Genomic DNA, 14,717 nt, shown 5'->3' on the forward strand with positions numbered 1-14,717 from the left:
TCGTTAGACCGTGCCCATTCTGCCCTGCGCGCTCTCCTGCGGGGCCACCCGGCCGTCGCGCTGCGCCACGACCGGCAGCGGGTACGGCGGGGGAGTGCCGCCGAACTCCGGGCACACCGCCTGGTGGTCGCACCAGCCGCACAGCTTCGTCGGCCGCGGCCGCCACTCGCCGGTCTCCGTGGCCAGCACGATCGCGTCCCACAGCGCCCGCAGCTTGCGCTCGACCGCCAGCAGCTCGGCCTCCACCGGGTCGTACGTCAGTACGTCCCCGCTGCCCAGGTAGACCAGCTGGAGCCGGCGCGGCACCCGGCCCTTCAGCTTCCACAGCACCAACGCGTAGAACGTCATCTGGAACAGCGCCTCGGAGCGGAACCGCGGGGCCGGCGCCTTGCCCGTCTTGTAGTCCACGATGCGCACGTCGCCCGTCGGCGCCACGTCCACCCGGTCGATGAAACCGCGCAGCAGCGGGCCCGACTCCAGCGCCGTCTCCACGTACAGCTCGCGCTCCGCGGGCTCCAGCCGCGTCGGGTCCTCCAGCGTGAACCAGCGCTCGACCAGCCGCTCCGCCTCGCCCAGCCACTTCGCCAGCAGCGCCGGGTCGTGCGCGCCGTCCCCGTCGTGGAACAACTCGGCCAGCTCCGGGCGGGAGGCCAGCAGCCGCTCCCACTCGCCGGGCACCAGCCCCCGGGCCCGCTCCGTCGTCCGCTCCGCCGCGGGAGCGTCGAAGAGCCGCTCCAGCACCGCGTGCACCACCGTGCCGCGGGTGGCCGCCGCGCTCGGCTTCTCCGGCAGCCGGTCGATCACCCGGAACCGGTACAACAGCGGGCACTGCATGAAATCGCCCGCCCGCGACGGCGAGAGCGCCTTCGGCCGCCCCGGCCCCGTACCCGTCTCCGCAGGCCCGCGCCCCACGACCGCCCCGTCCTGCCCGGCAGGGGCCCCACTGTCCATACCCATGACAGAAAACCCTAAGGCCCGCCACCGACAGCCGGCGTCATACCATCGACCACAGACCCCTTCGCACTGCATGATCGGAGCAGCACCGGTCACCTGCGAGGGCCGCATCCGACGAGGGGACACCGTGGAGAACAGCGGGCAGAGCAGGTCCGGCGGCGGGGGCGCCGGTGACCACGAGCCCGGGAAGCGCACGCCGGAACGCCCCCGCGAGAGCGGCGGCGGCATCCTCATGGGCCGCCCCTTCGGCGTACCGGTCTACGTGGCCCCCAGCTGGTTCCTCGTCGCCGCCCTCATCACCTGGGTCTTCGGCGGCCAGCTCGACCGCGTGCTCCCCGAGCTCGGCCGCGCCCGCTACCTCGTCTCCCTCTTCTTCGCCGTCGCCTTCTACGCCTCGGTCCTCGTCCACGAGCTCGCCCACACCGTTGCCGCGCTCCGCTTCAAGCTCCCCGTGCGCCGCATCCAGCTCCAGTTCTTCGGCGGCGTCTCCGAGATCGAGAAGGAGACCGAGACCCCCGGCCGCGAGTTCGTCCTCGCCTTCGTCGGCCCCCTGCTCTCCCTCGTCCTCGCCGGCGTCTTCTACCTCGGCGTGCTCGCCGTCGAGCCCGGCACCGTCCCCGGCGTCCTGCTCGCCGGCCTGATGGTCTCCAACCTGCTCGTTGCCGCCTTCAACCTGCTCCCCGGCCTCCCGCTGGACGGCGGCCGCATGCTCCGCGCCGTCGTCTGGAAGCTCAGCGGCAACCCCATGACCGGCACCGTCGCCGCCGCCTGGATCGGCCGCGCCCTCGCCGTCGCCGTCCTCGTCGGCCTGCCCCTGCTCACCCGCGCCGGCGGCGGCCTCGGCGAGTCCGGGGCGAACCTCGGCGGCCTCGACTCCCTCACCGACGCCCTCCTCGCGGCGATCCTGGCCGCCATCATCTGGACCGGCGCCGGCAACAGCCTCCGCATGGCCCGCCTGCGCGAGCGCCTCCCCGCCCTCTCGGCCCGCGCCCTCACCCGCCGCGCCGTCCCCGTCCCCGCCGCCACCCCCCTCTCCGAGGCCCTGCGCCGCGCCGGGGAGGCCGGCGCCCGCGCCCTCGTCGTCGTCGACGGCCAGGGCAGCCCCACCGCCCTCGTCCGCGAGGCCGCCATCGTCGGCGTCCCCGAGCACCGCCGCCCCTGGGTCGCCGTCAGCGCCCTCGCCCAGGACCTCCGGGACGGCATGCGCGTCCCCGCCGACCTCGCCGGAGAAGAGCTCCTGGACGTGCTGCGGGCCACACCCGCGACGGAATACCTCGTGACCGAGGAAGGCGGGGAGGTCTACGGCGTGCTGTCCGCGGCGGACGTAGAGCGCGCCTTCGTCGCGGCGATGGCCCGGCCGGCGCCGTAGCGGAGCGTATCCGGCCCGCCCGGCGTGAGGCCCCCGCGCGCAGCGCGGTCCGGGGGTCCGACGGGCGAAGCCGCTTCGGAAACGGAGCAGCGGCGGGACCGCGGCCGGGAAGCCCGCGGGGACCCGCCCCACAGGTGGTCGGCGGCCCGCAGGGCACCCGGTACGCTGGTCACATGTCCGAACCGACCGGTGCCGCCCGCCGTCGCGGGCCCTTCCAGGTCGGGGACCAGGTCCAGCTCACCGACCCCAAGGGACGCCACTACACCTTCACGCTCGAAGCCGGGAAGCAGTTCCACACCCACAAGGGTGCCTTCCCCCACGACGAGCTGATCGGTGCCCCCGAAGGCAGTGTTGTCCGTACCACGGGAAACGTCGCCTACCTCGCGCTGCGCCCCCTGCTCCCCGACTACGTCCTGTCCATGCCCCGCGGCGCCGCCGTGGTCTACCCCAAGGACGCGGGGCAGATCCTGGCCTTCGCCGACATCTTCGCCGGCGCGCGCGTCGTCGAGGCCGGGGTGGGCTCCGGCTCGCTCAGCGCCTTCCTGCTGCGCGCCATCGGTGACCAGGGCATGCTGCACTCCTACGAGCGCCGCGCGGACTTCGCCGAGATCGCCCAGGGGAACGTCGAGCGCTACTTCGGCGGCCCGCACCCCGCCTGGCAGCTGACCGTCGGCGACCTCCAGGACAACCTGTCCGACACGGACGTCGACCGCGTCATCCTCGACATGCTCGCCCCCTGGGAGTGCCTGGAGGCCGTCTCCAAGGCGCTCGTCCCCGGCGGCATCCTCTGCTGCTACGTGGCGACGACCACCCAGCTCGCCCGGACCGTCGAGTCCATCCGCGAGATCGGCTGCTTCGCCGAGCCGCAGCCGTGGGAGTCGATGATCCGCAACTGGCACGTCGAGGGCCTGGCCGTCCGGCCGGACCACCGCATGATCGGCCACACCGGCTTCCTGGTCACCGCCCGCCGCCTCGCGGACGGCGTCGAGCCGCCCATGCGCCGCCGCCGCCCCGCCAAGGGCGCCTACGGCGAGGACTACGAAGGCCCCAACAAGGGCTGACCCCGAACGCCGCGTGCCCGGCACGCACGGCGCCGCCCCCGAGTCCCCCGCACCGCGGGGAACTCGGGGGCGGCGCCTCTTCGTTAGGCTCACCCGCCCGGCTCGCGCCCGCGCCCCGGCCCGCACATTCCGGCGGCCCTCCACCGGCGTGCCCGCTGTTCACCGGTACGCGGTGATGTGGCACGATGCTGATCAATTCAGCGTCCCTCCGCATCCCCCGCAGTCACCGCCACAGGAGTCAGCGCGCGTGCAGCCACCGGCCGGCAGTCTTCGTCCAGACCGTGCTCATCCCGACCCCGAGCCCGCCGAGCCCCTCCCGCACACCCGCCCCGGGCCCGTGCACTGGCTGGTCACCGCCGTGGCCCTGGCCGCCGTGATCGCCGCGGCCTGCGTCACCGGCCCCCGCGAGGACCCGGCCCCGGCCCGGGCCGTCGCCCCCGCCGCGGCCACGCGGGCCCCCGACGCGCTCGCCGCCCGCTATCCGCTGCAGTGCGGCCCCGGCGGCGGACCCGACGTCGTCCAGCAGGTCACCTCGGACCTCGACCACGACGGCAGGCTGGAGACCGTGGCCGTCGTGCGCTGCCGCGCCGGCGGCGGCACCCCGCCCAGCGGCGTCTACCTCCTCGCCGAGCCCCGCACGTACGGCGAGCCGCCGCGCGTGCTCGCCACGCTCGTGGACCCCAAGGAGAAGATGACCGTCACCGGTCTCACCGTCACCGAGGGCACCGTTTCGGCCACTCTGCTCGGCTACTCCGCCCCGAGCGTGCCGCGTTGCTGCCCGGACATGCAGCGGACCGTCGAATGGCACTGGAAGAACGGGAAGTTCGTCCTCCGGCCGCGCCCGGTCGCGGGGAGTGTGTGATCCGTCACTCGGCGTCGGGGCCGTAGATCTCCACCCTGTCCGAGATGCGGCGCACATGAATGCAGTCGCCCGGGCACTCCTTCGCGGAGTCCCGGACGTCGGTGAGCAGGGTCAGCGGCACCGGAGTCGTCGCGCCCGGCTCCTGCAGCAGCTCGTCGTCGGCGCTCTTCACGTAGGCCAGGCCGTCGATGTCCAGCTCGAAGACCTCGGGCGCATACTGGGCGCAGATCCCGTCCCCTGTGCACAGGTCCTGGTCGATCCAGACCTCCAGAGCCTCGTCCGTAGCATCCCGGCCCACCGGAGCCCCGGCCGTGTCTGCGCGGTCGTCGTTCTGCACGGTCATCTCGCCCTGCCGTTCGCTACGTCTGTGAATCAATTGGAGCCAGCCCTGACGGGTGTTGACCGACTCGACGATACAACCGCCCGCTTTCCGATGTTGATGGGTGGGTATTCCCCTGCTGTGGGGACGTGCGCAAGGGTGAAGATCGGACACACTCCGACCGGGTTTGTGATCTAGGGGTTTCAACCTGCACCGGCCCAGGTAGGGTCAGGAAGCGTCCAGCTCCCCTTGGAGGAGGTGAGGACCGTGGCAGCCCACGACGACGACATGAACCGCGGCATCCGGCCGGGACGAGCGTCCGACGACCTCGCGAGCCAGGTTGCCTATTACGAGCAGGAGATCGCCGTCCTGCGACGCAAGCTCGCCGACTCTCCGCGTCACACGAGGATTCTCGAAGAGCGGATCGTCGAGCTCCAGACCAACCTGGCCGGCGTGTCCGCTCAGAACGAGCGGCTCGCCAACACCCTCCGCGAGGCACGCGACCAGATCGTCGCCCTCAAGGAGGAGGTCGACCGGCTCGCACAGCCACCGGCCGGCTTCGGGGTCTTCCTCAAAGCCAACGACGACGGCACGGCCGACATCTTCACCGGGGGCCGCAAGCTCCGGGTGAACGTCAGCCCCAGCGTCGAGGTGGAGGACCTCCGGCGCGGCCAGGAGGTCATGCTCAACGAAGCGCTCAACGTGGTCGAGGCCATGGAGTTCGAGCGGGCCGGGGACATCGTCACCCTCAAGGAGATCCTCGAGGACGGCGAGCGCGCCCTGGTCATCGGGCACACCGACGAGGAGCGGGTGGTGAGGCTCGCCGAGCCGCTGCTGGACACCACCATCCGCCCCGGCGACGCCCTGCTCCTGGAGCCCCGTTCCGGCTACGTCTACGAGATCATCCCGAAGAGCGAGGTCGAGGAGCTCGTCCTCGAAGAGGTCCCGGACATCGACTACACCAAGATCGGCGGTCTGGGGAACCAGATCGAGCTGATCCGCGATGCGGTCGAGCTCCCCTACCTCTACCCCGACCTCTTCAAGGAGCACGAACTGCGGCCGCCCAAGGGCGTGCTGCTGTACGGCCCGCCCGGCTGCGGCAAGACGCTCATCGCCAAGGCCGTCGCCAACTCCCTTGCCAAGAAGGTCGCCGAGGTCACCGGCAAGCCCGCGGGGAAGAGCTTCTTCCTCAACATCAAGGGCCCCGAGCTCCTCAACAAGTACGTCGGGGAGACCGAGCGGCACATCCGGCTGATCTTCCAGCGCGCCAGGGAGAAGGCCAGCGAGGGCACCCCGGTCATCGTCTTCTTCGACGAGATGGACTCCCTCTTCCGCACCCGCGGCTCCGGAGTCAGCTCGGACGTCGAGAACACCATCGTCCCCCAGCTCCTCTCCGAGATCGACGGCGTCGAGGGCCTGGAGAACGTGATCGTGATCGGCGCCTCCAACCGGGAGGACATGATCGACCCGGCCATCCTGCGCCCCGGCCGCCTCGACGTGAAGATCAAGATCGAGCGCCCGGACGCCGAGGCCGCCAAGGACATCTTCTCGAAGTACCTCACCCAGACCCTGCCCATCCACGCGGACGACCTCACCGAGCACGGCGGGGACGCCAAGGCCGCCGTGGCCGGCATGATCCAGTCGGTCGTCGAGCAGATGTACGCGGAATCCGAGGAAAACCGCTTCCTCGAGGTCACCTACGCCAATGGCGACAAGGAAGTCCTCTATTTCAAGGACTTCAACTCCGGCGCCATGATCCAGAACATTGTGGACCGGGCGAAGAAGATGGCGATCAAGGCCTTCCTCGACCACAACCAGAAGGGTCTGCGCGTCTCCCACCTGCTCGCCGCCTGCGTCGACGAGTTCAAGGAGAACGAGGACCTGCCCAACACCACCAACCCGGACGACTGGGCCCGGATCTCCGGCAAGAAGGGCGAGCGGATCGTCTTCATCCGCACCCTGGTCACCGGAAAGCAGGGCGCCGACACCGGCCGCTCCATCGACACGGTGGCGAATACCGGCCAGTACCTGTAGGACCGCCGTCCGGCTGCGGATGTCCCGCCCCCGCCCTGGCGGGGGCACACCCCGGGACAACCGCGGCCGGACGCGTTTTTCCCGGGGTGTGCGCGTTCTCCGGGTTTGCCGCAGGTCTCTGGGTTTTCCGCAGGATTCCCGCCAGGATCGCGCCACGGGGAGCGCCCATGGCCCGGGTACGCCACGAACCGGAGCAATGACTGTAATGATCTCCCCACCGCCGCAAAGCCGTTCTAGGCTCTTCGATACCGCCGCAGCGCGCGCCGGGGGACCGAGGGCCGGACACGGACCGGATGCGCAGCGGTACTTGAGCGCCGACCCCACCAGGGGGCGCCGCCGGGCAAGGAGGGCCGCATGACCGTACGGCGAGTAATGGGCATCGAGACGGAGTACGGGATCTCCGTCCCCGGTCACCCGAACGCCAATGCCATGCTCACCTCGTCCCAGATCGTCAACGCCTACGCCGCGGCGATGCACCGGGCGCGACGCGCCCGCTGGGACTTCGAGGAGGAGAACCCGCTGCGGGACGCCCGGGGCTTCGACCTCGCCCGCGAAGCCGCGGACTCCAGCCAGCTCACCGACGAGGACATCGGCCTCGCCAACGTCATCCTGACCAACGGCGCGCGACTCTACGTCGACCACGCCCACCCCGAGTACAGCTCCCCGGAGATCACCAACCCCCGCGACGCCGTCCTGTGGGACAAGGCCGGGGAGCGGATCATGGCCGAGGCCGCCGAGCGTGCCGCCCAGCTGCCCGGAGCCCAGCCGATCCACCTCTACAAGAACAACACCGACAACAAGGGCGCGTCCTACGGCACCCACGAGAACTACCTGATGAAGCGGGAGACCCCCTTCTCGGACATCGTGCGCCACCTGACGCCCTTCTTCGTCTCCCGCCAGGTCGTCACCGGCGCCGGCCGCGTCGGCATCGGCCAGGACGGCCACGAGCACGGCTTCCAGCTCAGCCAGCGCGCGGACTACTTCGAGGTCGAGGTGGGCCTGGAGACCACCCTCAAGCGGCCGATCATCAACACCCGCGACGAGCCGCACGCCGACGCCGAGAAGTACCGCCGGCTCCACGTGATCATCGGCGACGCCAACCTCTCGGAGATCTCCACCTACCTCAAGCTGGGCACCACCGCGCTGGTCCTGTCCATGATCGAGGACGGCTTCATCGTCTCCGACCTGGCCGTCGACCAGCCCGTCCGCACGCTCCACCAGGTCAGCCACGACCCCACCCTGCAACGGCTGATCACGCTCCGCAGCGGCCGCACGCTCACCGCCGTACAGCTCCAGATGGAGTACTGCGAGCTGGCCCGCAAGTACGTCGAGAACCGCTTCGGGGCCGACGCCGACGAGCAGACCAAGGACGTCCTCGGCCGCTGGGAGGACGTGCTGAACCGGCTGGAGCACGATCCGATGAGCCTGGCCGGCGAGCTGGACTGGGTGGCCAAGCGGGAGCTCCTGGAGGGCTACCGCCGCCGCGACGGCCTGGGCTGGGACGCGGCCCGGCTGCACCTGGTGGACCTGCAGTACGCGGACGTGCGGCCCGAGAAGGGGCTGTACAACCGTCTCGCGGCCCGCGGCAGGATGAAGCGGCTGCTGGACGAGACCGAGGTGGAGCGCGCCCGTACGGTCCCGCCCGAGGACACCCGGGCCTACTTCCGCGGCCGCTGCCTGGAGCAGTACGCGGACGACGTGGCCGCGGCCTCCTGGGACTCGGTGATCTTCGACCTCCCGGGCCGTGACTCCCTGCAACGGGTGCCCACCCTGGAGCCACTGCGCGGCACGCGCAACCACGTCAAGGAGCTCCTGGACCGCTGCCGCACCGCGGAAGAGCTGGTCCGGGTCCTCTCCGGGGGCTGAGCAGGTCTGAGAGGAGGGCGTTCAGGGAATCATCACGGTGGTTCCGGGACGTTGTAGCAAGTGCAGGGCCGATGTCGGACCCGGGTTATAGGGTCTGATCATGCAGGGCCGGGAACGGCTGAGTACGACTGTGCACGTCCGATCCAGTACGTCGAACCGAGCGGGGTGAGGGATATGGCGACCAAGGACACCGGCGGCGGTCAGCAGAAGGCCACGCGATCCACCGAGGACGTCGAGGAACAGGCGCAGGACGCGCAGGTCTCGGAGGACCTCAAGGAGCGGCAGGAGAAGCTGTCGGACGACGTCGACTCCGTGCTGGACGAAATCGATGATGTGCTCGAGGAGAACGCCGAGGACTTCGTGCGCTCCTTCGTCCAGAAGGGCGGCCAGTAGGCCCCTGCCGCCGCCTGCGGATCACGATCATGGGACCGGTAAGGTCCCTGGCGTACTGTGCCCCAGCTCCGACGCGGCCCTGGGGCGGTTCTAAGGATCGAGCGGACGTCATGGGGCGGGCCGCTGCATACCTGGAAGGAAACGTGTGGAAGCCAACACTCGTAGCACCGGGCGTCTGCCGGCTGCCTTCCTGACCCCCGGCTCCTCGTCGTTCATGGACTTCCTCTCGGCGCACTCGCCGCAGCTGCTCCCGGGCAACCGGGCGCTGCCCCCGGTGCAGGGCGCGATCGAGATTCCCCATGGGACGACCATCGTCGCGGCCTCGTTCCCCGGCGGTGTGGTGCTGGCCGGTGACCGCCGGGCGACGATGGGCAACGTCATCGCCCAGCGCGACATCGAGAAGGTCTTCCCCGCCGACGAGTATTCGGCGGTGGGCATCGCCGGCACGGCCGGGCTGGCCGTGGAGATGGTCAAGCTCTTCCAGCTGGAGCTGGAGCACTTCGAGAAGGTCGAGGGGGTCCAGCTCTCGCTGGAGGGCAAGGCGAACCGGCTGTCGACGATGATCCGCGGCAACCTCGGCATGGCCATGCAGGGCCTGGCCGTGGTGCCGCTGTTCGCCGGCTGGGACGTGGACCGCCAGAAGGGCCGGATCTTCTCCTACGACGTGACCGGCGGGCGCTCGGAGGAGCACGGCTTCGCCGCCACCGGCTCGGGCTCGGTCTTCGCCCGGGGGGCGCTGAAAAAGCTCTTCCGGGAGGACCTGACGGAGGGCCAGGCCCTCACGCTCGTCGTCCAGGCGCTCTACGACGCCGCCGACGACGACTCCGCGACCGGCGGACCGGATCTTGCACGGCGCATCTATCCGATCGTCACCGTCATCACCGACGAGGGGTTCCGGAAGCTCACCGAGGCACAGTGCTCCGAGATCGTCCGGGCCGTCCACGACCGGCGGCTGGAAGAGCCGGACGGCCCGCGGGCCGCCCTCCTCTGAGGGACACGGTTGTGAACTCGTCAATGACAGAAAGGGACGGATAACCGGTGTCGACGCCGTTCTACGTATCACCTCAGCAGGCCATGGCCGACCGTGCCGAGTACGCCCGCAAGGGCATCGCGCGCGGCCGCAGCGTCGTGGTGCTCCAGTACACCGATGGCGTTGTCTTCGTTGCCGAGAACCCGTCCCGGGCCTTGCACAAGGTCAGCGAAATCTATGACCGGATCGCGTTCGCCGCGGTCGGTAAGTACAACGAATTCGAAAACCTGCGGATCGGCGGCGTGCGCTATGCCGATCTCCGTGGCTACACCTACGACCGGGACGATGTCACGGCCCGTGGCCTGGCCAATGTCTACGCCCAGACGCTGGGCGGGATCTTCTCCAGCGCGGCCGAGAAGCCCTACGAGGTCGAGCTGATCGTCGCCGAGGTCGGTGCGGGCCCCGAGGACGACCAGATTTACCGGCTGCCGCATGACGGCTCGATCGTGGACGAGCACGGTTCGGTCGCCATCGGTGGCAATGCCGATCAGATCAGCAATTACCTCGATCAGCGGCACCGCGACGGTATGACGCTCTCCGAGGCGCTGAAGCTCGCCGTGGAGTCCCTCACCCGGGACAACAACGGCGGTGAGCGGACGCTGACCGCGGAGCAGCTGGAGGTCGCGGTTCTGGACCGCACGCGGCCGCAGCAGCGAAAGTTCAAGCGGCTGCTGGGCCGTCAGCTGTCGCGGTTGCTGGAGGAGGGCACGCCCGCTGCCGGCGCCGAGCCGGGCACGGAGCCGGAGACGGCTCCGGAAGAGGGCGGAGAGGCCTCCGACGAGAGCTGACTCCTGCTGATTTCGCATGTGCGCCGTGTGCCCCGCCGGGTTCTCCCGCCGGGGCGCACGGCGTTTTCCGCTCCGGTGTTCTCGCTCCGGCGGCGCCGCTAGGTGCGGGCGTGTGCCGTGGTGCCGCGGGTGACCAGGCGGACCGGGAGGGCCTCGGGGGCCGGGGCCCGGCCGTCGAGGACGGCCACGAGGGCGCGCATCCCGGCCTCGCCGACCGCCTCGGCCGGCAGCTGGACGGTGGTGAGCTCGGGCTCGACGGCCGTGGCGAGGGCCAGGTCGGTGAAGCCGGTGACGGAGAGGTCGGCGGGCACGTGCAGGCCCAGCCGGCGGGCGGCCTTGCACGCGCCCGCGGCGAGGACGTCGTCGTCGCAGATGATCGCGGTCGGGCGGTGGCCGGGCTCGGCGAGGGCCTTCTCGGTGGCGCGCAGCCCGTCGGCGACGGTGAGGGGCGCCCGCTCCGTGCGCACCGTGACGCCGGCCGTGCCGCGCAGGGCGTCGGCGAGGGCGTGGGCGCGGACCCGGAAGGTCCAGGTGTCGATGTCCGAGGCGAGGTGCAGGAAGCGCCGGTGGCCGAGGCCCAGCAGGTGCCCGGCGACCTGGCGCATGCCGTCGGCGATGTCGGGGTTGACGGTGGCGGAGGCCCCCTCGTGGCCGGGGTCGCTGTCGAGCATGACGAGCGGGAGGCCGCCGCCCCGGATGGCGCCGAGGGCCTCGGCGGCCATCGAGGAGGCGAGGACGCCGTCGAGGGTGGCGCTGGCGGAGGCGAAGGGGCCGCGGGCCGGGCCGGTGCCCCCGGGGGAGAGGTAGAGGACGACGCCGAGGCCGTGCTCCTGGGCGACGCGGACGACTCCGGTGTGCACCCGGGCGAAGAACTCGTTGGTGAGCGCGGGGACGACCAGCAGGACCGTACGGGTGCGGCCGAGGCGGAGGTCGCGGGCGGCGAGGTTGGGGCGGTAGCCCAGGCTGCGGGCGGCGGAGCGGACGGCCTCGGCGGTGCGCTCGGAGACGCGGCCGCGCCACTTCTCGCCCATGACGAGGGAGACCGTGGCCTGGGAGACGCCGGCGGCGCGGGCGACGTCGCGGCTGGTGGCGCGGGCCCCGGCGCGGGGGCCGCGGGCCGTGGGCCACCGCTCGTCGCGGCGTTGCGGGTTGTCTTCGCCGCTGGTCACTGTCGGTGCCTCCCCTGACTGCCGCAGCCTGCGGCGTTGGACCCGCGGGCTGCGGCCATGATACGTATGACGCTTCTAGTTATACGTAAAACCCGAGGCTCGGGGAAGAGAGGAAGTCACCGATGGCGGCCGGCTACGGCGAGATGCTCCGAACGCGGCATGCCGCGCGCCTGCTCACAGGCACGCTGGTCGGCCGTCTGCCGAATGCCACGGCCGCGCTCGCGATCGTCCTCTTCGTCCGTGCCGAGGGGGGCAGCCTCGCGCTCGCCTCGGCGCTCTCCGCCGTCTACGGCGTGGCGAACGCGGTGGGCCAGCCGCTGCTGGGCCGGGCCGTCGACCTCTACGGCCAGCCGCGCGTCATGCTGCCGTCGGCCCTGCTGGCCGCGCTCGGCATGACGGTCTTCGCCGCCGTCGGTCTGGAGCCCGTCGCCCTAGCTTACGCGGCCATGGTGGTGGCCGGATTCTTCACGCCGCCGCTGGAGGGCGGGCTGCGGGCCCTGTGGCCCTCGGTCCTCAAGAGCGAGGAGCGCATCCACGCCGCGTACTCCCTCGACGCCATCGCCCAGGAAGTGATGTACGTCGTCGGCCCGCTGATCATCACCGGGCTCGTCTCCCTGTGGTCCCCGGCCGGCTCGCTGTTCGTGATCAACGCCCTGGGTGCCCTCGGCGCGCTCGCCGTCGTCACCTCGCCGCCCTCCCGCGAGTGGCGCTCCGCGCCCCGTGAGGCGCACTGGCTGGGCGCCCTGCGCTCGCGCGGGCTGCTCGTGCTGCTCGGGACGTTCTTCTTCATCGGATCCGCGCTCGGCTCGATCGCGGTCTCCTCGGTGGCCTACGGCGAGGCCCACCACGACGGCAACGTGGCCGGCTACCTGCTCTCCGCGGTCGGCGTCGGCGCCTTCATCGGCGGCACCGTCTACGGCCACCGCCAGTGGCCCGGCACCCCGGAGCAGCGGCTGCGGCTGCTCGTGACCGGCCTCGCGGTGTGCTACCTGCCGCTGCTGCTGGTCCCGGGCCCGGTCCTGATGACGGTCTTCGCCGGTGTCGCCGGCGTCTTCCTGGCCCCCTGTCTGGCCTGCGCCTTCGTGGTCGTGGACCGGCACGCGCTGCGCGGCACCGTCACCGAGGCGTTCTCGTGGCTGGTGACGTCCTTCGGCGTGGGCGCGGCCATCGGCACGGCCTTCGCCGGTCCCGCGCTCCAGGGCGTCAGCCTCCGCGCCGGCTTCGCGGTCGCCGTGGGCTGCGGCGTGGCCGCCCTGCTCGTCATGCTGCTGGCGCGGCGTGCGCTGCAGGCTCCCGCGGGTCCCTCGCCCATCGTGGCGCGGTCGGAGGACGGGCCCGTCGTGGCGCGGTCGGAAAATGATCGGAACGGTGCGGTCGAACCCGGTTTCAGCGCAGGGCATCAGGCGTAATGTTCAGGCATGGACCGCCGCATTTTCGGGCTGGAGAACGAGTACGGCGTCACGTGCACCTTCAGGGGACAGCGCCGGCTGTCGCCTGACGAAGTGGCGCGCTACCTCTTCCGCCGTGTCGTTTCCTGGGGCCGCAGCAGCAATGTCTTCCTGCGCAACGGAGCGCGTCTCTACCTGGATGTGGGCTCGCACCCGGAATACGCAACGCCGGAGTGCGACAGCGTGATCGAGCTGGTCACCCACGACAAGGCGGGCGAGCGCATTCTCGAGGGCCTGCTGGTCGATGCCGAACGGCGCCTGCACGAGGAGGGCATCGCGGGCGACGTCTACCTCTTCAAGAACAACACCGACTCCGCCGGGAACTCCTACGGCTGCCACGAGAACTATCTCGTCGCGCGGCACGGGGAGTTCTCGCGTCTCGCGGACATTCTCATCCCGTTCCTGGTGACGCGGCAGCTGCTGTGCGGGGCCGGGAAGGTCCTGCAGACGCCGCGGGGCGCGGTCTACTGCGTCAGCCAGCGCGCGGAGCACATCTGGGAGGGCGTCAGCTCGGCGACCACCCGCTCCCGCCCGATCATCAACACGCGGGACGAGCCGCACGCCGACGCCGAGCGCTATCGCCGGCTGCACGTCATCGTCGGGGACTCCAACATGTCCGAGACGACGATGCTGCTGAAGGTCGGTGCGACCGACCTGGTGCTGCGCATGATCGAGGCGGGCACGGTCATGCGCGACCTGACGCTGGAGAATCCGATCCGGGCCATCCGCGAGGTCAGCCACGACATCACGGGCCGGCGGAAGGTCCGGCTCGCGAGCGGGCGCGAGGCCTCGGCCCTGGAGGTCCAGCAGGAGTACTACGAGAAGGCCGTGGACTTCTGCGAGCGCCGCGGCATCCGCACGGGCACGGTGGAGCGGGTCCTGGAGCTGTGGGGCCGCACCCTGGAGGCCGTCCGGGACGAGGACCTGGACCGCATCTCCACGGAGATCGACTGGGTGATGAAGTACCAGCTCATCGAGCGCTACCGCGCGAAGAACAACATCACGATGTCGCACCCGAGGGTGGCGCAGATAGACCTCGCGTACCACGACATCCACCGCCGCCGCGGGCTGTACTACCTGCTGGAGAAGCGCGGTCAGGCGGCCCGGGTGTGCAACGACCTCAAGATCTTCGAGGGCAAGTCGGTGCCGCCGCAGACGACCCGGGCCCGGCTCCGGGGCGACTTCATCCGCCGTGCGCAGGAGCAGCGGCGCGACTTCACGGTCGACTGGGTGCACCTGAAGCTCAATGACCAGGCGCAGCGGACGGTGCTGTGCAAGGACCCCTTCCGGTCGGTGGACGACCGGGTGGAGAAGCTGATCGCCGGGATGTGAGCCGGCGGCGCGGGCGACGGGGTGCACCGGGCGGTTCGGGCCCGGTGCACCCCCGTGTCGGGCGGGGTTGATCGCACAGGTTGAGCCCGTAG

General features: G+C 71.1%; 13 protein-coding genes and 1 pseudogene. 11 read left to right on the forward strand and 3 right to left on the reverse strand.

What is annotated here, in order from left to right; genetic code table 11:
- Positions 1-3: 3 nt before the first annotated feature.
- Positions 4-951: a RecB family exonuclease gene (locus IF61_RS0118970; RefSeq protein WP_078660325.1), complete on the reverse strand. Its 948-nt coding sequence runs from the start codon at positions 949-951 to the stop codon at positions 4-6.
- Here IF61_RS0118970 and IF61_RS0118975 point away from each other — a divergent pair.
- The 3 genes from IF61_RS0118975 to IF61_RS0118985 all read left to right on the forward strand — a co-directional run bounded on the left by IF61_RS0118975 (position 833) and on the right by IF61_RS0118985 (position 4,246).
- Positions 833-2,323: a site-2 protease family protein gene (locus tag IF61_RS0118975; protein ID WP_425428227.1), complete on the forward strand. Its 1,491-nt coding sequence runs from the start codon at positions 833-835 to the stop codon at positions 2,321-2,323. The two genes, IF61_RS0118970 and IF61_RS0118975, sit on opposite strands and share 119 nt — an antisense overlap.
- A gap of 173 nt (positions 2,324-2,496) precedes the next feature.
- Entirely contained in the window at positions 2,497-3,384 is an 888-nt protein-coding gene (locus IF61_RS0118980) for a tRNA (adenine-N1)-methyltransferase (protein WP_030367630.1), read from the forward strand.
- A 247-nt stretch (positions 3,385-3,631) separates the two neighbouring features.
- Positions 3,632-4,246, forward strand: coding sequence for a hypothetical protein (locus IF61_RS0118985; RefSeq protein WP_245684557.1), 615 nt, complete (start codon positions 3,632-3,634; stop codon positions 4,244-4,246).
- A gap of 4 nt (positions 4,247-4,250) precedes the next feature.
- Here the strand turns inward: IF61_RS0118985 and IF61_RS0118990 are convergent, their stop codons facing one another.
- A complete protein-coding gene (locus tag IF61_RS0118990; protein WP_030367632.1) occupies positions 4,251-4,589 on the reverse strand; it encodes a ferredoxin in 339 nt (112 codons plus the stop codon).
- A 243-nt stretch (positions 4,590-4,832) separates the two neighbouring features.
- On the opposite strand from IF61_RS0118990, the gene arc reads away from it, so the two are divergent.
- The 6 genes and pseudogenes from arc (at position 4,833) to prcA (ending at position 10,676) form a co-directional block, all read left to right on the forward strand.
- Entirely contained in the window at positions 4,833-6,599 is a 1,767-nt protein-coding gene (gene arc, locus IF61_RS0118995) for a proteasome ATPase (RefSeq protein ID WP_030367633.1), read from the forward strand.
- Positions 6,600-6,953: 354 nt separating this feature from the next.
- Positions 6,954-8,465 (forward strand): depupylase/deamidase Dop, encoded by a 1,512-nt coding sequence (gene dop / locus IF61_RS0119000; RefSeq protein WP_211264905.1) that lies wholly within the window; start codon positions 6,954-6,956, stop codon positions 8,463-8,465.
- 174 nt (positions 8,466-8,639) lie between these two features.
- The gene (locus tag IF61_RS0119005) at positions 8,640-8,858 is read left to right on the forward strand and encodes a ubiquitin-like protein Pup (protein ID WP_030367635.1); all 219 of its coding nucleotides are present in this window, start codon (positions 8,640-8,642) and stop codon (positions 8,856-8,858) included.
- Positions 8,859-8,877: 19 nt separating this feature from the next.
- Positions 8,878-9,052: pseudogene (locus IF61_RS34330) on the forward strand (endonuclease domain-containing protein); the annotation flags it as partial.
- Positions 9,004-9,849, forward strand: a complete 846-nt coding sequence (gene prcB / locus IF61_RS0119010; protein ID WP_030367636.1) for a proteasome subunit beta — start codon at positions 9,004-9,006, stop codon at positions 9,847-9,849. The pseudogene IF61_RS34330 and the gene prcB, both read left to right, overlap by 49 nt.
- Before the next feature lie 47 nt (positions 9,850-9,896).
- Entirely contained in the window at positions 9,897-10,676 is a 780-nt protein-coding gene (prcA, locus tag IF61_RS0119015) for a proteasome subunit alpha (protein ID WP_030367637.1), read from the forward strand.
- 98 nt (positions 10,677-10,774) lie between these two features.
- Here prcA and IF61_RS0119020 read toward each other — a convergent pair whose 3' ends face one another.
- Positions 10,775-11,845, reverse strand: coding sequence for a LacI family DNA-binding transcriptional regulator (locus IF61_RS0119020; RefSeq protein WP_043189750.1), 1,071 nt, complete (start codon positions 11,843-11,845; stop codon positions 10,775-10,777).
- Between the two features lie 122 nt (positions 11,846-11,967).
- On the opposite strand from IF61_RS0119020, the gene IF61_RS0119025 reads away from it, so the two are divergent.
- Together IF61_RS0119025 and pafA are read left to right on the forward strand one after the other, a co-directional pair.
- Positions 11,968-13,254, forward strand: coding sequence for an MFS transporter (locus tag IF61_RS0119025; RefSeq protein WP_030367639.1), 1,287 nt, complete (start codon positions 11,968-11,970; stop codon positions 13,252-13,254).
- Positions 13,255-13,263: 9 nt separating this feature from the next.
- The gene (pafA, locus tag IF61_RS0119030; RefSeq protein ID WP_030367640.1) at positions 13,264-14,625 is read left to right on the forward strand and encodes a Pup--protein ligase; all 1,362 of its coding nucleotides are present in this window, start codon (positions 13,264-13,266) and stop codon (positions 14,623-14,625) included.
- Positions 14,626-14,717 lie beyond the last annotated feature (92 nt).

The sequence above is a fragment of the Streptomyces roseoverticillatus genome (assembly GCF_000719265.1).
GTDB classification, from domain to species: Bacteria; Actinomycetota; Actinomycetes; order Streptomycetales; family Streptomycetaceae; genus Streptomyces; species Streptomyces roseoverticillatus.